This window comes from Nonomuraea sp. SBT364 (assembly GCF_001083785.1).
GTDB lineage: Bacteria > Actinomycetota > Actinomycetes > Streptosporangiales > Streptosporangiaceae > Nonomuraea.
Window position 1 is genome coordinate 92,556 of record NZ_LAVL01000009.1, and the last position, 18,014, is coordinate 110,569.

The 18,014-nt window shown below is 74.2% G+C and carries 14 protein-coding genes; 3 read left to right on the plus strand and 11 right to left on the minus strand.

Annotated features, from left to right (window positions below; all coding sequences use genetic code 11):
* Positions 1-28: 28 nt before the first annotated feature.
* Genes ADY59_RS07120 through ADY59_RS07150 form a run of 7 tightly spaced genes read right to left on the minus strand, consistent with a single transcriptional unit; the run spans position 29 to position 8,482 of the window.
* Positions 29-310 (minus strand): DUF2218 domain-containing protein, encoded by a 282-nt coding sequence (locus ADY59_RS07120; RefSeq protein WP_049559204.1) that lies wholly within the window; start codon positions 308-310, stop codon positions 29-31.
* Entirely contained in the window at positions 304-4,338 is a 4,035-nt protein-coding gene (locus ADY59_RS07125) for a thioester reductase domain-containing protein (protein ID WP_049559206.1), read from the minus strand. Before ADY59_RS07125 ends, ADY59_RS07120 begins: the two co-directional genes overlap by 7 nt.
* Positions 4,331-4,522: a phosphopantetheine-binding protein gene (locus tag ADY59_RS07130; protein WP_082309919.1), complete on the minus strand. Its 192-nt coding sequence runs from the start codon at positions 4,520-4,522 to the stop codon at positions 4,331-4,333. Before ADY59_RS07130 ends, ADY59_RS07125 begins: the two co-directional genes overlap by 8 nt.
* Positions 4,519-5,133 (minus strand): isochorismatase family protein, encoded by a 615-nt coding sequence (locus tag ADY59_RS07135; protein ID WP_049559209.1) that lies wholly within the window; start codon positions 5,131-5,133, stop codon positions 4,519-4,521. The genes ADY59_RS07130 and ADY59_RS07135 overlap by 4 nt, the downstream gene beginning before the upstream one ends.
* Position 5,134: 1 nt before the next feature.
* Positions 5,135-6,646, minus strand: a complete 1,512-nt coding sequence (locus ADY59_RS07140) for a (2,3-dihydroxybenzoyl)adenylate synthase (protein ID WP_049559212.1) — start codon at positions 6,644-6,646, stop codon at positions 5,135-5,137.
* Complete coding sequence (locus ADY59_RS07145; protein ID WP_082309920.1) at positions 6,633-7,718, minus strand: isochorismate synthase; 1,086 nt, start codon at positions 7,716-7,718, stop codon at positions 6,633-6,635. The genes ADY59_RS07140 and ADY59_RS07145 overlap by 14 nt, the downstream gene beginning before the upstream one ends.
* Before the next feature lie 11 nt (positions 7,719-7,729).
* Positions 7,730-8,482 carry a 2,3-dihydro-2,3-dihydroxybenzoate dehydrogenase gene (locus ADY59_RS07150; RefSeq protein ID WP_049559216.1) on the minus strand — a complete coding sequence of 251 codons (753 nt, stop codon included), beginning with the start codon at positions 8,480-8,482 and terminating at the stop codon, positions 7,730-7,732.
* A gap of 133 nt (positions 8,483-8,615) precedes the next feature.
* Between ADY59_RS07150 and ADY59_RS52335 the strand changes: the two genes are divergently transcribed.
* A complete protein-coding gene (locus tag ADY59_RS52335; protein WP_231618584.1) occupies positions 8,616-9,542 on the plus strand; it encodes a FecCD family ABC transporter permease in 927 nt (308 codons plus the stop codon).
* Complete coding sequence (locus ADY59_RS52340) at positions 9,539-10,555, plus strand: FecCD family ABC transporter permease (protein WP_049559220.1); 1,017 nt, start codon at positions 9,539-9,541, stop codon at positions 10,553-10,555. The genes ADY59_RS52335 and ADY59_RS52340 overlap by 4 nt, the downstream gene beginning before the upstream one ends.
* Before the next feature lie 3 nt (positions 10,556-10,558).
* Here ADY59_RS52340 and ADY59_RS07165 read toward each other — a convergent pair whose 3' ends face one another.
* The 4 genes from ADY59_RS07165 to ADY59_RS07180 form a co-directional block, all read right to left on the minus strand.
* Positions 10,559-11,506 carry an alpha/beta hydrolase-fold protein gene (locus ADY59_RS07165; RefSeq protein ID WP_049559222.1) on the minus strand — a complete coding sequence of 316 codons (948 nt, stop codon included), beginning with the start codon at positions 11,504-11,506 and terminating at the stop codon, positions 10,559-10,561.
* Positions 11,506-12,495, minus strand: a complete 990-nt coding sequence (gene fepB / locus ADY59_RS07170) for a Fe2+-enterobactin ABC transporter substrate-binding protein (protein WP_049559224.1) — start codon at positions 12,493-12,495, stop codon at positions 11,506-11,508. Before fepB ends, ADY59_RS07165 begins: the two co-directional genes overlap by 1 nt.
* A 64-nt stretch (positions 12,496-12,559) precedes the next feature.
* Positions 12,560-13,717, minus strand: coding sequence for a PqqD family protein (locus tag ADY59_RS07175; RefSeq protein WP_049559226.1), 1,158 nt, complete (start codon positions 13,715-13,717; stop codon positions 12,560-12,562).
* Positions 13,714-14,793 (minus strand): HesA/MoeB/ThiF family protein, encoded by a 1,080-nt coding sequence (locus tag ADY59_RS07180; protein WP_049559228.1) that lies wholly within the window; start codon positions 14,791-14,793, stop codon positions 13,714-13,716. Before ADY59_RS07180 ends, ADY59_RS07175 begins: the two co-directional genes overlap by 4 nt.
* A gap of 221 nt (positions 14,794-15,014) precedes the next feature.
* On the opposite strand from ADY59_RS07180, the gene ADY59_RS07185 reads away from it, so the two are divergent.
* Entirely contained in the window at positions 15,015-17,939 is a 2,925-nt protein-coding gene (locus ADY59_RS07185; protein WP_049559229.1) for an AfsR/SARP family transcriptional regulator, read from the plus strand.
* The last annotated feature ends 75 nt before the right edge of the window (positions 17,940-18,014 follow it).

Consider the following 18,014-nt stretch of genomic DNA (forward strand, 5'->3'; position numbering starts at 1 on the left):
ATGCGACCGTGTCGCAGCCCGTGCCCGGCTAAGCGGACCAGACGACCGTCAGGTTGTCCCGGGTGCCGAAGCGTTCCAGGTGGTCGGTGACCACGTACCGTACGCGGTCCAGGCTCTCCTCGTCCGGGGCCTCGATGGCCAGGTGGAGGGCGTCCGGCCGGGCCAGCAGGGCGCAGGTGCCCCAGTCGAACGTGGCCGTGCCCTTCTCGTCCGTCCATTCCGCCGGCACCTTGCGGGCGAAGTGCTTGCAGAGCTGGACGAGGTAGCGGGAGGCGCGGTCGGTTTCCACCCGGGACGTGCTGGTCAGCATGCGGTTCCCTTCGGAGGCAGGAGGCCGGTCGCCCGGCAGTGGGCGAGGTGGCGGCGCATCGTGTCGCGGTCGATGGGCGGGCAGGCGATCCCTGCCGATCGTTCCGCGTGGATGTGTCCCATGGCGGGGGGCGGTCCGGTGGTCAGGTCGAAGAAGGTGGCCGTGGCCGCGGATTCGGGGTCGCCGTCCCTGACCCGGCGTACCCAGTCCGGCAGCGGGACGACCGGCAGGTCGTAGCCGTCCTGCGCGATCCAGTCCATGGCCTCGGCGAGGTGGATGGGCGGGAGCGGGGCCAGGTTGTGGACGCCGGTGGAGCCCGTGCGCGAGAGGGTGACGACGGCGCGGGCCGCGTAGTCCACGGGGGTCCAGGGCTCGGCGAGGTCCAGGTCGGGGCGGGCGCCGGCGAGGACGGCGGCTCGGACGATGCGCCAGAACAGGTCGCCCGGGTTGACGTGACCGTGCGCGCCCGCGACCCGGCCCAGGCGGTAGACGGCGGCGCGCAGGCCGCGTTCCGCCGCCTGGCGGACGAGCTCTTCCGACGCCCACTTGGACTGGGTGTAGCCGTCGCGCAGGCCGGGATGCGGGGGGACGTACTCCTCGGGCACGTCCGGTCCTGGGGCGGCAACGGCCAGGGTGGAGATGTAGTGGAACGGGACTCCCAGGCGGAGCAGGTCGAGGGTGGCGGTGACGTTGGCGGCGCGCATGCTGCTGTACGGGCGCGTCACGCTCACGACGGCGGCGTTGTGGTAGACGGCCTGGTAGTCGCCGGACAGTTCGGTCCGGGTGAGGTCTGCGGGGATGGGGAGGACTCGTCCTCGGGGGATCTCCGGCAGGTCCTGGGCCGCCAGGGCGTCCGCCAGGCGTCGGAGGGCTGCGGGCTCGTCGGCGGCTCGGACGGGGCAGGCGATGCGGGCGTCCGTGGCGCTGAGCAGCTCCGACAGCAGGTGTGCGCCCACGAAGCCGGTCGCGCCCGTGAGCAGGTACGTCGGCGGCCGGGTGGAGGGGATCGCGCGGGGGCGGACCTCCGGGGGGAGCACGGCGTCCGCGACGTGCGCCGGCACGCTCGTACCGGCGGACTCCGCCGTGGCGGTCGCGGGTGAGGCGGCCTCGGCCGGGGCGGGCGTGGTCGGGGTACGCGTGGGGAGGGCGGCGGCGAAGGCCGAGGCCGTCGGGTGGCGGAAGAGCAGGGTCGCCGGTACGTCGTGGCCCAGTTCGGCGGCGAGCCGGTTGACGACCTGGATGGTCTGCAGCGATTGGCCGCCCAGCTGGAAGAAGTCGTCGGCCGGGGTGATCCCGGTGGCTCCCAGGACCTCCTCCCACACGCCTATCACCACCCGCTCCAGGCCGTCGCCGCCCTGGGGGGCCGCCTCGGCCGCCGTCTCCCGGAGGAGGGACCGGTCGATCTTGCCCGAGGTGGTCCTGGGGAGGGCGGCGGCGAAGACATAAGCGGAGGGGATCACCGCCGCGGGCAGCAGCCCGGCGAGGTGCCGCCGGAGATCGGCCGCCGGGACCGGCTCGACCGGGACGACGTGGGCCACCAGGCGCTTGGCTCCGCCGTCGAGCACCTGCCCCACCACCGCCGCCTCGCGGACGCCGGGGTGCAGGAGCAGGGCGGACTCGACCTCGCCCGGGTCCACCCGGTGCCCGCTGATCTTGAACTCGTCGTCGATACGCCCCAGATGCACCAACTGCCCATCGGACCGGAGCCGGACCCGGTCACCGGTGCGGTAGGCGGCCTCACCCTCATGACCGTCGAACGGCGCGTCCAGGTAGCCGCGGGCCAGCCCGCCGCCCATCAGCACCAGCTCACCGTCCACGACCGCCGCCCGCACCCCGGGCAGGGGCTTGCCGATGGGCACGTCGGGATCCCCGGGGACGAGCTCCGCCACCGTCGCCACGACCGTGGCCTCGGTGGGGCCGTAGGTGTTGAACAGGCGTGCGGAGCCGCGCACCGCGGCGTGCCAGCGAGCGACCCGCTCCGGCAGAGCCGCCTCACCCCCGATGATCACCGTGCGGACGCCGGGCGGCAATCCAGCGGTCCCCGTGGACAGCGCGTAGGCGACCTCGTGCCAGAACGCCGTCGGCAGGTCGAGCACCGTCACGCCCAGGTCGGCGCACGCCTGGAGGAGCCGCCCGACGGACTGCAGCATCTCGTCGGTCCGCAGCACCAGTGTCGCCCCGGCGCACAGGGTCAGGAAGATCTCCTCCACCGAGGCGTCGAAGTGCAGCGGCGCGAACTGCAGCACCCGGTCGTCCGCACCGATCCCGTACACGCTGGTGGCGCCCGCGACGAAGTGGGCCAGGGCCTCCTGACCGACGGCCACGCCCTTGGGGCGGCCGGTGGAGCCCGAGGTGTACATGACGTACGCGAGCCCGGGGCCCGAACGGGCCCCTTCCAGCCGCTCCACCCCGGCGGCGGTGACGAGGACGCCGGGGCGGGCGGCGGCGAGGATGCCGTCGATGCGGGACTGCGGCCAGGCGGGGTCCAGCGGCAGGTACGCGGCGCCGCTCAGGATGGCGCCGACGATGGCGGTGACGGCGTCGAAGCCCCGGGGAAGCATGATCGCCACCAGGGACGCCCCGGCGATCTCGTCGGCGAAGCTCCTCGCCGACGTCAGCAGGTCCCGGTACGTGAGGCGCCGGCCCGCCTGCTCGACCGCGACGGCATGGGGGGTGGCGGCGGCCTGGGCGGCGATCAGGTGCGCGACGGGCACGGCCGGCACCGGCAACGGCCCACCGTCGAGCACCGCGGGCCCGGTGCCCGCGGGCGCGGCGCCGCCGACGACGCCGGGCGGCGGGGTCCACGCGCGGGACAGTGGCTGGCCGGGGTCGGCGGTCAGCTCCTGGAGGAGGGAGAGCCAGGCGTCGGCGTGGGCGTCCAGCTCCTCGCGGGAGTAGGCGGCGGCGCTGGCGTCGAAGTCCGCGCACGGCCCGCCCCGGTCCGACACGGCGATCGACAGGTCCTCCACGGGCCCGGCCGACACGTTGTGCACGGTCCCGCGAGCCTCCCCGAACCGCAGGTCGTAGCCGAACGGCAGCACGTTCACCACCGGCCCGAACAGCCGCCGGTCACCGCCCACGAGCCCCAGGTCGCGCCGCAGCCACTCGTACCGGTAGCGGTGGTGCGGCCGGCCGAGCCTGATCTCCCCGGCCACGTGCGCGGCCAGCGAGGACAGGGTGGCCGACGGCGAGACGGGCACCCGGAGCGGCACGATGTTCATGGCCATGCACGGCACCTTGAGCGCCGCGGAGCCGAGCCGGTTCATGACCGGCAGCCCGAGCACGACCTCGGGCGCCCCGGTCCGGGCATGCAGGTAGGCCGCGGTGACGGCGACGGCGACCTCCGGCGGCACCCGGCCGGGCAGCTTCGCGGTGCGCCGATGGACCTCGCCGCTCACCGGCGCGGCCGGGGCCGTCAGCGGCGGCGCCGGCATCCCGGCACACCGTTCCTCCCAGTAGCGCCGATCCCGCTCCCGCTGGCCCGTCAACCGCTCCAGCCTCCCGGACCGGTCGCCGGCCGCCAGACCGTGCTCGTAAACGGCCGCTTCCTCCAGCACGGCCCCGTACGACCCGAATCCGCCGGGACGCCCCGAACACACGTCCGCCACCCGTCTGGCCAGCAGCGAGAACGCGTACCCGTCAGCCGCGATGTGATGAATCCGCTGGTACCAGAGGTGCCGATCCTCCGCGACCCGGATCAGTGCCTGCGCGAACAGCGGCCCGGCGGCCAGATCCGCGCAGACCTCCAGATCCTCCCGCATCCACCCCTCGGCCTCCTCCACGGAGGACACCGTGACCCGGCGCAACGGCCACCCGTCCACCACCCGGACAACCTGTCCAGCCTCGGAGAACACGGCATGCAACGCCGGAGCCGCCCCGATCACCTCCCGCAGCGCGGCCTCGAAGCGCCGGACGTCCAGAGAGCCCCGGATGTCCACGTACTCCCCCGCGTTGTACATCGGGCTCCCCGGCGACAGCGCCTGCCCCGTCCAGATGCCGTGCTGCGCGGCCGTCAGCGGCTCAGCCACGGATCAGCTCTCCCCAGGCCCGCAGCGTGGGCCGCTCGGCCAGGTCGGCGAAGTCCGCGCCGAGCCGGTCGGCGACGGCCATCAGCCGGATCGAGTCCATCCCCAGCTCCAGCAGGTCGTCGTCGGGACCGGGCGGCTCGCCGAGCAGTTCCCCCAGGTACGAACGCAACTCCTCGTCGCTCACGAGCCCCCCACGATCTGCCCGGTGCTGACGACCCGCGCGCACCGCGAGGCGGCGTAGTCCAGCGCCGACTCGTGATGGCCGAGCGAGAAGTCCGCCACGGCGTCGGCCACCACGAACGGCTGGATGTCGCGCATGAACGCGTCCAGCGCGGTGGTCAGCACCCCGATGTGCGCGTAGACCCCGACCAGGATGAGCTGGTCGCGCCCGTCCAGCCGCTCGGCGAGGTCGGTCCGGACGAAGGCGCTGTAGCGCCACTTGGTCAGCACGGCGCCCGGGTCCTCCGGCTTCAGCTCGTCCACGATCGCCGCCGCGAACGGCTCGGCGCCGAGCCCCGGCCCCCAGAAGTCGGTCAGCAGCCCGCGCTGCTGGGGCCGCTGCGCCCCCGGCTGGGCCGAGTACAGCACCGGCATCCCGGCGTCGGCGCAGTGCTCGCGCAGCCGCTGGATGTTGCCGATCACCTCAGGGATGGGCGCGGCCCGGAACGGGGCGAGGAAGTGGTTCTGCATGTCATGGACGAGCAGCGCGGCACGGCCGGGGTCGAGCTGCCAGCCGACCCGGCCCTCGGGCGGTCGCGTCGGCAGCGGGTACGGCTCGATGACGGGCAGTCCCATGTCAGGATTCTCCTTCCGCACGCGCGCGCAGCGCGGCTCGCAGGTCCTTCTTGCTGGTCTTGCCGACCCCGGTGACGGGGAACTCGCCGGCGAACTCGATCCGGTCGGGGATCTTGTACGCGGCCAGCCCGCGTTCCCGCAGGAACGCCCTGACCTCGGCCACGGTGACGGGCCCGCGATGGAGCACGAAGGCGTGGCTGCGCTCCCCCAGGTACGGGTCCGCCACGGCGACCACGGCCGCGTCCCGGACCCGCGGGTGTGCCAGCAGGTGGCTCTCGACCTCCTCGGGCGACACCTTCTCGCCGCCCCGGTTGATGACCTCCTTGGCCCTCCCCTCGACGACGAGGTGGCCGGTGGGCGTGAGGCGGACCAGGTCGCCGGTCCGGTAGAACCCGTCGGGGGTGAACGCGCCGGGGTCGGAGTCGCGGTAGTAGCGGCGGATCGTGTACGGGCCGCGCGTGAGCAGGTGGCCGACCTCGCCGGGGGCGACGGGCCTGTCGTCGGCGCCGACCACGAGGATCTCGTCGTCGGGCGAGATGGGCCGGCCCTGGGTGGTCTCCACGATGAAGTCCGGGTCGTCGGAGCGCGTGTAGTTGACCAGCCCCTCGGCCATCCCGAACACCTGCTGGAGCCGGCAGCCGAGCTCGGGCCGCACCCGGCGGGCGGTCTCGGCGGCCAGCTTCGCGCCGCCCACCTGCAGCACCTCCAGGCTGGACAGGTCGCGGCCGGTGCGCCCGGCGGCGTCCAGCCACAGCAGCGCCAGCGGCGGCACCACAGCGGTGATCGTCACCCGTTCCCGTTCGATCAGCGAGAACGCGACCTCCGCCGACGGCCTCGGCGCCAGCACCACCCGCCCGCCCGCGTGCAGCACGCCGAGGACGCCCGGCGAGGACATCGGGAAGTTGTGCGCCACGGGCAGCGCGCACAGGTACACCGTGGACGGGGACAGCTCGCAGATCTCCGCGCTGGCCCGCACGCTGTAGAGGTAGTCGTCGTGGGTGCGCGGGATCAGCTTCGGCAGCCCGGTGCTGCCGCCGGACAGTTGCAGGAACGCCACGTCGTCGGGGCGCGGCCCGTCCAGGTCGATCGGGTCCTCGTACGGCAGCGCGTCGGCGTGCAGGACGCGGGGCGCGGGGGCGGCGACCTCCAGCGCCCGGGTCGTCAGGTAGGCGGCGGCCTCGCTGTGCGTGACCAGGTGGGTGATCTCGTTGAGCCGGTGGGCGGGCAGCGCGAAGACGGGCAGCGCGCCGAGCCGGAACAGCGCGAAGATCACCTCGAAGAACACCGGCTCGTTCGGGAGCTGCACCACCACGCGGTCGCCGCGCCGCAGCCCCAGCCCGTGCAACCCGGCGGCGAGCCGGTCCGCGCGGGCGTCCAGCGCGGCGTAGGTCAGCCTGTCGACCGCCTCCCGGTCACCGTGCTCCTTGGCCAGCTCGCGCAGCCAGTCCCCGAAGGTCTGGCCGGTCCAGTAGCCGGCGGCCCGGTAGCGGGCGGCGTAGTCATCGGGCCACATGCAGCGCTCCCAGCGTCGTGCGGAACTTGGCGGAGGTCTCGGCGAGTTCGGCGTCGGGGTCGGAGTCGGCCACGATGCCCGCCCCGGCGTACAGGGTCAGCGCGGTGCCGTCGGCGACCGCGCAGCGGATGGCCACCACCCATTCGCCGTCGCCGGTGGCGTCCTGCCAGCCGACCAGGCCGGTGTAGAAGCCCCGGTCGAACGGCTCCAGCTCGGCGATGAGCTGCCTGGCGGCGTCCGTGGGGGTGCCGCAGACGGCGGGGGTGGGGTGCAGGGCGGCGGCCAGCTCCAGCGAGGTGGTCGCGGGGTCGGCCAGCTCGCCGGCGATGCGGGTGGACAGATGCCACATCGAGGCGGTCGGCACCAGCGACGGCTGTTCGGGCACCGACAGCGTGCTGCAGTACGGCCGGAGCGCGGCGGCGACGGCGTCCACCACCAGGGCGTGCTCGCGCCGGTCCTTGGCCGAGGTCATCAGGTGGCCGGGGTCCGCGCCGCGCGGCGCCGAACCGGCCAGCGGGTTGGCCACCACGGTCCGGCCCGAGCGGGAGACGAGCAGTTCGGGGCTGGCGCCCAGCAGGGTGCGCCCGCCGGGCAGCGCGGCGGCGAACGTGTAACCGGTGGGGTCGCGCTCGGCCAGCGCCTCGACCAGCGGCGCCAGGTCGCCCTCGAACGGGATGGTGAGCGACCGGGCCAGCACGACCTTGTCCAGGTCACCGGCCCGCAGCCGTTTCACGGCCAGCCGTACCGCCTCGGCGTAGACCGGGGGCGGCGGGATCTGCTCGGTGCCGGCCGGGTCGGCGGGGAGCGGCGGCCCCGGGGCGCCGGCCCGCAGCGGCGGCCCGTGCCGTACCCACTGGGGGACGAACAGGCCGGCGTCGGCGTCCGGCGCGAACGGGATCGCCCCCACCACGACCGGCGCGGTGTGGCCCGCCGCCAGCGCCACCCCGAGCGCGCCGCTCGCCCGTGCGGGCAGGTCGGCGAGCGCGTTCTTGCGGGCCGATGGGGGCACCGCGAAGTACGACCCGCCGGCCAGCACCGTGCCGCGCGGGGAGGCGAGGAAGAACTCGTCCATGGGTTTGTCCTTCACAGTGAGGCCCCGCCGTCCACGTACAGGTCGTGCAGCGTGATGTGGCGGGCCCGGTCGGAGGCGAGGAAGACGACCGCGTCGGCCACGTCGGCCGGGTCGGCGATGCGGCCGAGCGGGATGCCCAGCCGGTACATCTCGGGCGCGCCCTTGATCGGGTCGGCGGTCATGGCGCGCTGCATGGCGGTGTCGGTGGAGCCGGGCGCGACCACGTTGCAGCGGATCCCGTGCGGGGCCAGCTCCAGCCCCAGGCATTTGGTGAACATGGTCGCGGCGGCCTTGGAGGCGGCGTAGCCGGCCATGTGCGCGCGGGGCACGCCGGCCGCGTTGGAGCCGACGGTGATGATGACGCCGTCGCCCCGGGCGACCATCCGGCGGGCGACGGCGCGGCTGGTGTGGAAGACGCCGTCGGCGTTGACCGCGAACAGCCGCTGCCAGTCGGCGTCGCCGAACTCCAGCACCGGGCCGAGCGCGAGCACGCCGGCGACGTTGACGAGGATGCCCGGCGGCCCGAACTCGGCCTCCGCCTCGGCGACCGCCCGTTCGACGGCGGCGGCGTCGCTGACGTCGGCGGGCCGCGCGGTGGCCAGGTGTCCGGCGTCGCGCAGCCGGGCGGCGACCCGTCCGGCCGGCCCGGCGTCCACGTCGACGACGGTGACGGCGGCGCCGAGCCCGGCCAGCTGGGACGCGACGGCTTCGCCGATGCCCCGGCCCGCGCCGGTCACGAGAGCATGACTCCCCCGAAACTCCATCTCACTCCTTAGGTAAGGCTTGCCTAATCTAGAGCGAGACGGCTCGGCGTTCAAGATAAGGTAAGCCTTGCCTAAAGAGAGGGATTTCATGCGCTTGACGGGACTTGTGGTCTTGAGTGCAGTTTTCCTGTGTATGAGCGTTCTGAGTCTCGCGATCGGCGCACAGGAGATCCCTCTGGGCGAGGTATGGCAGCAGTTCTGGCACCCCGACGGGGGCGAGACGGCCGCCGTGATCCACGAGCTGCGGGTGCCGCGCACGCTGCTCGGCATCTGCGTCGGCACGGCGCTGGGCCTGGCCGGGGCACTCATGCAGGCGCTGACCCGCAACCCGCTGGCCGACCCCGGGCTGCTCGGCGTCAACTCCGGGGCCTCGCTGGCCGTGGTCTGCTCGATCCTCTTCTTCGGCGCGTCGGACATGTCGACCTGGGTGTGGTTCTCGATGGCCGGGGCGCTGATCGCGGCGGTCGTCGTGTACGCGCTGGGCGCGCACCATCCCACCCGGCTGGTGCTGGCCGGGGCCGCCGTCAGCGCGTCGCTGATCGCCGCCATCAACGGCGTGCTCTCGCTGGACGCCGGGGTGTTCGATCAGTGGCGGTTCTGGGACGTGGGGGCGCTCGCCGGGCGTTCGCTCGCCGTGGTCGAGCAGGTCGCGCCGTTCGTCCTGGCCGGGACGCTGCTGGCGCTGGGACTCGGGCGCGGGCTGAACGCGCTCGCGCTCGGCGAGCAGACCGGCCAGGCGCTGGGCGTACGGCTGGGCCGCATCCGGCTGCTGACCGGGATCGCGATCACGCTGCTGTGCGGCGCGGCCACGGCGGCGGCGGGCCCGATCGGGTTCATCGGGCTGATGGCGCCGCACGCGGTGCGCGCCTTCACCGGGCCGGACCACCGGTGGGTGCTCGGCTATTCGGCGGTGCTCGCGCCCGCGCTGCTGCTGGCCGCCGACGTGCTCGGGCGCGTGGTCGTCCGGCCGGCCGAGCTGGAGAGCGGCATCGTGACGGCGTTCGTCGGAGCGCCGATCTTCATCTATCTCCTGCGCAGGCGGAAGGCGATCCCGGCGTGAAGACGGTACGGCTGTCCGGGATCGCGGTGCGGGTGCACCCGCGCGCGTCCGTGGTGGTGCTCTGCCTGGCGGCCGCCGGTCTCGCGGTCGGCCTGTTCGGGCTGAGCACCGGCTCGGCCGTCGGCGTCGGCGAGGCGCTGCGCACGCTGTTCGGCCAGGGCGACGCCACCAGCGAGATGGTCGTCTACTCGCTGCGGGCGCCCCGGGTGCTGCTCGCGCTGCTGGTGGGGGCCGCCCTCGGGGTGGGCGGCGCGGTGGTGCAGAGTTTGTCGCGCAACCCCCTCGGCAGCCCCGACATCATCGGCGTGAACGCCGGCGCCGCCGCCGGGGCCGTGCTCATGCTCCTCGTGCTCGGCACGGCCAGCACGCAGGCGATCTCGCTGGGAGCGCTGGCGTGCGGGCTGGGAGCCGGGCTGCTGGTGTACGTGCTGTCGTTCCAGCGCGGGGTCAAGGGGACTCGGCTGGTGCTCGTCGGCATCGGCGTCACCGCGATGCTGCAGTCGCTCATCGCCTACCTGCTGACCAGGGCCGACCTGTACGAGTCGCAGGGGGCCAAGGTGTGGCTGATCGGCAGCCTGGCCGGGACCGGCTGGGAGAAGGTCTGGCCGGTCGCGGCGGCCCTGGCGATCGGGCTGCCGGTCGCCCTGGCGCTCAGCCGGGCGCTGGCGCTCATGGAGATGGGCGACTCGGCCGCCGGGGCGCTCGGGGTCCGGGTGGAGCGGCTGCGGCTGGTGCTGCTGCTGGTCGCGGTGGGGCTGTCCGGGGTGGCGGTGTCGAGCGCCGGGCCCATCGGCTTCGTCGCGCTGGCCGCGCCGCAGCTCGCCCGGCGCGTCACGCGGGCGCCCGGGCCGGGGGTCGGCTCGTCCGCCGCGATGGGCGCCCTGCTCCTGGCCGCCGCGGACCTGCTCGTCCAGCGGCTGCCGACCCCCGGTCAGCTCCCGGTCGGCGTCCTGACGGGCGGCCTCGGCGGGATCTACCTGGCCTGGCTCCTCTACCGCGAATGGCGGTCGTAGCGGTCAGCCGAGCAGGGCGATCAGGCCGCCGGCCAGCTCGGCGCGCCAGCAGTAGCGGTCGTGGCCGCCCTCGAACCAGGTGTGCGTGCCCGCGTCGCCGAGGGCCTGCCGCATCCGCTCGGCAGGGCCGTGCAGCGCCCACTCCAGCGTCCCGGTCTGCAGGTGCACCCGGGGCGGCGTCCCGAGCCGGCCGGTCAGCCATTCGGGCTCCGGGCCGTTGGGCCACCAGAACGACCCGGACTGCGACAGCGCCGCCGCGAACCGGTCAGGGTGCCGGTGCGCGGCGTAGACGGCCGCCAGCCCGCCGAAGCTCTGCCCGGCGATCACGGTACGGCCGTCGTACGGCAGGGCGTCGGTGAAGGCCGGGTCGCAGGTCAGGCGGGCGGCCCGGTCCGGCCCCGATTCGACGAGCCAGGCGGTGACCGGCGGGATCGCGCCCGCCCCGATCAGGTTGTCGAGGATGACGGGCAGGTCGTCCACCCAGTGCTCGCCGTCCAGCATGACGAGGCCGGCGGCGGCGGGACGTACCGGATCGTAGCGCCAGCCGAGCGGCAGGCGGGACAGGCGGTGGCGCGGCTCGCCCGGGCTGAGCCAGGGGGACGGCGGGAGGGTCTCGGCGATCGAGAAGCCCCGCCAGCGGTGCGGGTTGAGCGGGTCTGGGACGTCCTGCCCGTCGACGGTCAGCAGGTAGGACGAGCGCCAGCCGGGCCGTACCAGGTAGGTGCGGTGCCACAGGTCGCCGTCGCGTTCCATGAGGGCGGCGTCGGTCTGGTGGGTGAGCTTGTTGGCCCGGACCCGCACCTCCTCGGCCGGGCCCCGCCACAGGAACGTGACGGCGCGGTGGCCGGGGACCGGTTCGGTGATCACCGGCGAGGTCGTGCCGTCCACCGGCGGGGTGGGCACGACCTGCGGCGGCGCGGGCCTGGGAACCCGGGGAGGCAGATCGCGCATCAGGAGAACTGCTGCTCGATGCGGTCCACGATGTTGGTGGCGCTGTAGTAGTCGATCCGGAAGGAGTCCAGGCCCAGGTCGTAGACGCGCTTGCCGGTGACGGCCGGCAGGTCCTTCCACAGCGGCTTGGCGCTGGTCGCGGCGATCTGCTCGGGGCTGTGCGAGACGAAGAAGATCGAGCTGTCGCCGAACGCCTTGACCACGTTCTCCTGGGCGACGTTGACGATGTCGGTGCGGCCGCCGCCCTCCTTGCTGGACTCGGCCGCCATCGACGCGTCGATCGGGTGGATGGCGAAGCCGAGGGAGGCGAGCAGGCCGCCCTGCGCGGACTTGTCGGTGAAGACCGGGATGTCGGTGTTGTTGTCGCGCACCAGCACCGCTTCCTGCTCCGGCGCCTTGATCTTGCCCTTGACCTCGGCGACCCGGGCGTCGTACGTCCCGACCAGCTCGGTGGCGCCCGCCTCCAGGCCGAGGGCCCGGCCGAGCTTGGCGCTGAGGTCCTGCCAGCTCAGGTTGTCGTGGCGGAACAGCACGGTCGGCGCGATGGCCTGGAGCTTGTCGTAGACCTTGGCCGCGCTGTCGGCGCCGGTGGCCGCGCCGACGATCAGGTCCGGCCTGGCCGCGATGACCTTCTCCAGGTCCGGCTCGAAGCCCTGGTAGAGCACCTGGACACCGCGCTGCGCGGCCACGTCGGCCCACTGCTTGAAGAAGCCGTTGCCGTCGGTGATCGGGCCGGGCGCGGTGGCCTGCGAAGCGACCACCGGCGCCTCCAGGGCGAGCAGGTGACCGGTCATCGTCACGCTGACGGAGACGACGCGCTTGGGTGCGACGGGCACCTCGGCGGTGCCCGCGTCGTGCTGGACCGTGCGCGTCTGCGCCTTCGCCGGCGCCGCCTGGCCGCCTTCGGCGGGCGCCCCGCCCGACCCGCAGGCCGCCAGGCTCACGGCGGCGAGGAGCGCGATCAGGCTCGTGCGGATGGAGGATGCCACAGTCGACTCCCATGTTAGGTAAGCAAAGCCTAAGTAATATTAGGGCAGCCTTACCTAATGAGCACTACCGGGCAGTCCTCTCCTTCACGGCCAGCGCGCCGACGATCAGCCACGGGCCCAGCGTCACGGCGGCGCAGCCGAGCGCCCACCAGAACCCCCACGTCCCCGGCCCGGCCGCGACCTCGGCGGCCGTCCACGCCAGCAGCCCGGAGACGACCGGCAGCACGAAGTAGGCCAGCCAGGCCACCACGACCAGCAGCCCGCCCAGCCACACCCACCGGAACCAGCGCCCGGCCCGCACGTCGGCCGGATCGGCCCCGGCCAGCTCCGCCTCCTCGGCGGGAGTCAGCCGGCCGAACGCCCGGCGCAGCATCAGCGACTTCACCCGCCACAGGTCCTTGCAGCCCAGCCAGGTCGCCAGCACCGCGTACAGATCCGTGCGCAGGAAGACCATGCACTGCCAGGCCATCTGGAACAGCAGCACGAACGCCCAGGCCGCGAGCAGCGGCGACGTCACGACGAGCTGCCCCGCCAGCAGCACGGCCAGCATCACCGCGTCGGCCGCCAGCCCGGCCAGCAACGGGCCGTACCGCTGCCGCCTCGGCACCGACCACAGCTGCGACAGATCGGTCTCGAACACCAGGAACGCCATCCGCCGGTCCACCCCGAACCGCGCCGGGATGTCCAGCGACCGGGCGGCCAGCCAGTGCCAGCACTCGTGCACCGCGACCAGGGCGAGCTGGAAGGCGTACAGCAGCACCGAGCTCAGCCCGACGTCGTCCAGGACGAAGGCGTCCTGCGCGGGCATCGGCCGCAGCGACGGCACGAGGACGAGCATCGCCACGTCGAACACGGCGGCCAGGCCGTACAGCGTCCAGGCCACGCGGCCGAACAGCGGCCTGGCGACCCACGCGGGCACGCCGCGCAGCCAGCGGCGGCCCTGTACGGGCGCGGTCGCGACCGGCGCCCGCTCGCCCTCGTCGAGGAAGCCCAGCTCGCGCAGCGCCTCCACGAACGCCGGCACGTCCACCGGCTCGCCGGCGAACTCCTCGGCGCGCCGGGCGGCCTCCTCGACGCTCGCGCCGTCGCGCAGCGCCGCGATCACCACGCCGCCGACCGCCGGGAGCGCCACGAACGTGCCGGTCTCCGGGTCGCCGACGAGGACCTCGTCACCCTCCTCGACCAGGCTGAGCGGGCGCAGCGCGACCGTCTGACCGCTCATTTCGGGCACACCGGGCAGTCGGGGTCGCGGGTGAACGGGTCCAGCGCCGGCACCAGGCCCTCACGCAGGTCGAGCCTGATGTACGTGCCGGCCGCCCTCGGCTCCTCGAACCCGGTCAGGTAACGCAGCGCCTCGTAGGCGACCAGCGAGCCGATCTGCATCGCCAGCGGCCCGATGAGCGTGTTGCTCAGGGCCAGCCGGTCGCGGTTGCGCTCGACGAAGCCGCCGCTGCCCGCCTCGTCCGCCGAGGGCCGGTCGCTCCAGTCGCACCGCACGCAGGCGCTCCGGCCCGGTGACACCGAGTAGTACACGACCTCGGAGCGGGTGATCCCGCCCACCACGAGCGGCACCCCGGCCCGCACGGCGGCGTCGCTGATCCACAGGTTCGCGTCCGGGTGCCCGTCCAGACCGCCCGCGATCAGGTCCACGCCGTCGAGCAGGTCCTTCAGGTCGTCGGGGCCGGAGATCCAGCGCTCCACCGGGCGCACCTCGATCTCCGGGTCGAAGTCGCGCACCCACGCGGCCGCGCACTCGACCTTGGAACGGCCGATGTCGGCGTGGTGGTAGAGGAACTGCCTGGCGAAGTTGCGCGGCTCGACCTCGTCCCTGTCGACCAGGGTGAGGCGGCCCACGCCCAGCCCGGCCAGGGCCTGCACGACCGAGGAGCCGCCTCCGCCGACGCCCAGCACCAGCACGTGCGAGCGCCGCAGCCGGGAGACGAACTCCGCGCGCGGCCGGTCGAGCCTGGCGTACGTGCCGAAGAAGGCGAGGTTGGAGAAGTGCCTGGCGTCCAGGTCCGGGTCGCCGAGCGTGCGGTCGGCCTCGCACTCGACCAGGCCGAGCGAGTCCAGCGCCTCGACGGCGCCCCGGACGTCGGCCTCGGCGAGTTCCACACCGGCTCCGGCGAGCCGCTCGCGCAGCTCGGTCGCCGTGCACGGGCCGCGTTCCAGCGCCGCGAAGAGCGCGGCCACCTGGCCCTCCTCGTCGGCCAGCGTCACCACCTCGCGGGGATCGGTGATGACGAACAGGTCACCGCCCTGCGACTCCCACACGCATTCCTTCAGCGCAATCCGCACAGCCCCTCCTCGAAGACGAAAAAGCGGGTGGGAACGGAGACTCCCGTTCCCACCCGGCAGGAGCACTCGGCTCAGACGGCGAAGCCGGTGGCCTTGACGGCCTCGACCTTGCGGACCTCGATCTTCATGGGGAACTCCTTCCGTTGCGCTGGTTCGAGATAGATCGTTCTCCCCTTCGCCATAGAATCGCCACATACCAGCCACACAGGGAACGGAGGGGTTTGGCGACAGCGACGTTCGGCATCCTCGGCCCCGTCGTGGTTCACGCGGACGGGCGGGAGATCCATCTGAGCGGCAAGCGGCGTGCGGCGTTGGCCGCCCTGCTGCTCCACGTCAACTCCACGGTGTCCCGCGACCGGCTCATCGCCGCGCTCTGGGAGGAACCGCCCGTCTCGGCGGTCGCCAACGTGCAGACCCACATCACCCAGTTGCGCCGGGCCCTGCCCGTCGGCACCCGGCTGCTCACCAAGGCCCCCGGCTACGTGCTGGAGGCCGCCCGGGACGACGTCGACCTGCTCGTCTTCGAGGACGAGGTGCGGCTGGCCCGGGTGGAGCCCGATCCGGCGGCGGCCGCCCCCCGGCTGGAGCGGGCGCTCGCCCTGTGGCGCGGGCGGCCCGCCGAGGACGCCCCGCTCGGCCCGGTCATGGCCGCCCGGCTGGCGGAGCTGGAGGAGCGGCTGGCCGAGGCGCGGTCCGACTGGGCGCAGGCGCAACTGGAGCTGGGCATGCACGCCGAGGTGATCGGCGAGTTACGCGCCTTCGCGGCCGAGCAGCCGCTGCGTGAGCGGGGGTGGCAGCAGCTCATGCTGGCGCTGTGGCGCTCCGGGCGGCGGGGCGAGGCGCTGGACGCCTACCGGCAGGCGCGCGACGCCCTGGTCACCGAGCTGGGCCTCGAACCGGGCCCGGACCTGCGGCGTCTCCAGTCCGCGATCCTGTCCGGCGACGAACCCCCGCCACCGCGCACCGGCTGGCCGGAGCTGTCACACGCCACCGAACCGGGCGCGCGGCCGTCGGCGGCCGCAAGTCCGGGCGCGGAGCCGTCGCAGGCCGCCCGGCCGGGGAAGGGCGTGGTCTGCCAGCTTCCCGCGGACATCGCCGACTTCGTCGGGCGGGCCCGCGAACTGGAAACGCTCCTGGACGCGCTGCGTCCCGCCGACGGCACGGTGCTGCCCATCGCCGCCATCACCGGGCCGCCCGGCGTCGGCAAGAGCACCCTGGCCGTCCGCGCGGCGCACCTCCTGCGGCCGCACTACCCCGACGGCCAGCTCTACCTGCGGCTGTCCGGCGCGTCGACGGCGCCCAGGGAGCCGGGCGCGCTGCTGGCCGAGCTGCTGCGGGCGCTGGGGGTGGACGGCGGCGTCATGCCCGAGAGCGCCGAGGAACGGGCCACGCTGTTCCGCTCCCTGCTCGCCGACCGGGCCGTGCTCGTGGTCCTGGACGACGCCGCCGACGGCCCGCACGTACGGGACCTGCTCCCCGGGACGCCGCGCAGCGCGGTGCTGGTGACCAGCCGGGGACCGCTGACAGCGCTGCCGGGCGCGGTCACGATCCAGCTCGGCGCGCCCTCGGAGGACGAGGCGCGGGAGCTGCTGGAGAGCGTGGCTGGCGGGGCCAGGGTGCGGGCCGATCCGGCGGCGGCGCGCACGATCCTGCTGGCCTGCGGGCTGCTGCCGCTGGCGATCCGGATCGCCGGGGCCAGACTGGCCGCCCGGCCCGCCTGGCCGCTGAAGGCGCTGGCCGCCCGGCTGGCCGAACCCGGCGCGCCGCTGGACGAGCTCGCGCTGGCCGGGCAGGATCTGCGCACCCACTTCGCGATGGGGTACGAGGTGCTGCCCGAGCCGGCGCGGCGGGCGTTCCGGCTGGTGGGGCTGGCCGGGCTGGAGAGCTCCGCCGACTGGTCCGTGGCCGCCCTGATGGGCGTCCCGCTGCGGGAGGCGGAGGCGGCCGTGGAGGCGCTCGCGCTGGCCGGCCTGATCACCGCGAACGAGGTCGACGGCAGCGGCCAGCCCCGCTATCGCATGCACGACCTGCTGCGCGCCTTCGCCGGGGAACGGGCGCGGGCGGAGGAGAGCGAGCAGGCGCGGCGCGCCGCGCTGGCCGGGTTCGTCACCGCGTGCGTGGACCGGGTCCGCGTCGCGTCGGCCACCTACCCGCCGCCCAACATCCCGCCGATGGACCCGCATCCCCCGGACGGCGGGGCGGCCGAGCAGGCGCGCGCCTGGTTGCTGGCCGAACGGGAGACGCTGGAGACGGCCGTCGAGCTGGCCGAGCCGGAGACGGCGGCCGAACTGGCGCACCGGCTCACGCCCTTCCTGGTCGCGCACGCCTTCATCGACGAGGCCGTCCGCCTGCTGGAGGGCGTGGTCCGGCGGACGGCCGGCACCGGGACCGACATGCTGACCCGGCTGCTGCTGGCCGACCTCGCGCTGGAGCGCCGCCACTTCCACGCGGCCGGCCCCGAGCTGCGCCTGCTGCTCGGCCACTTCGAGGAGCGCGGCGAGCGGCACGCGGCCGCGTACGCGCTGATCGGGCTGGCGGCCTACGACCTGATGTCCGGTGCGACGGGCAGCGCGCTGGTGCGTGCCACCGAGGCGACGGCCCGGTTCGAGGAGTTCGGCGACGCGAACGGGGTGCTGCAGAGCCTGATCACGCTGAGCGGGGGCCACCTCGAACGCGGCGAGCACGACGCGGCCGAATCGGTGAGCCTGCGCGCCCTTGACCTGTTGAGAGAGCGCTCCCTGGGCGAGTACGGGGCGAAGTTCCGGCGCGCGCTCGGCATCGCGGCGTTCGAGAAGGGCCAGATCGAGGTGGCGATCCGGCACTACGAGGAGAGCATCAGGCTCGCCCGCGAGCAGGGCTGGGGGCCGAACGAGCGGATCGCGCTGCGCCGGCTCGGTGAGGCGTACGGCGCGCTGGGCCGCCTCGACCTGGCCGTCACCACGCTGGAGCGGTGCCGGGAGATGTTCGTCGCGGCCGGTGACGCGTACGGCGAGGGGCTGACCTGCTACACGCTGGGCGAGCTGGCCCTGCGCCGGGGCCTGCGCGCGGAGGCGCGCGAGCATTTCCGGCGCTGCCTCGACCTGGTCGCCGAGCCGAGCTGGCGGGAGCGCGCCGCGACCCGGCTGTGGGAGCTCTCCCAGTCCTGAGATCGCTCTCTTGATAACAGCGATCGTTACCGATACGTCGTTGACAGACCCGGGCGACGGCCACGACTCTCGTGA

What these genes read in the sequence shown, in the direction of transcription:
- ADY59_RS07120 (WP_049559204.1), bottom strand. Translation starts at nt 310, where the DNA reads ATGCTGACCAGCACGTCCCGGGTGGAAACCGACCGCGCCTCCCGCTAC.
- ADY59_RS07135 (WP_049559209.1), bottom strand. Translation starts at nt 5,133, where the DNA reads ATGGGACTGCCCGTCATCGAGCCGTACCCGCTGCCGACGCGACCGCCC.
- ADY59_RS07140 (WP_049559212.1), bottom strand. Translation starts at nt 6,646, where the DNA reads ATGTGGCCCGATGACTACGCCGCCCGCTACCGGGCCGCCGGCTACTGG.
- ADY59_RS07145 (WP_082309920.1), bottom strand. Translation starts at nt 7,718, where the DNA reads ATGGACGAGTTCTTCCTCGCCTCCCCGCGCGGCACGGTGCTGGCCGGC.
- ADY59_RS07150 (WP_049559216.1), bottom strand. Translation starts at nt 8,482, where the DNA reads ATGGAGTTTCGGGGGAGTCATGCTCTCGTGACCGGCGCGGGCCGGGGC.
- ADY59_RS52335 (WP_231618584.1), top strand. Translation starts at nt 8,616, where the DNA reads ATGAGCGTTCTGAGTCTCGCGATCGGCGCACAGGAGATCCCTCTGGGC.
- ADY59_RS07165 (WP_049559222.1), bottom strand. Translation starts at nt 11,506, where the DNA reads ATGCGCGATCTGCCTCCCCGGGTTCCCAGGCCCGCGCCGCCGCAGGTC.
- ADY59_RS07175 (WP_049559226.1), bottom strand. Translation starts at nt 13,717, where the DNA reads ATGAGCGGTCAGACGGTCGCGCTGCGCCCGCTCAGCCTGGTCGAGGAG.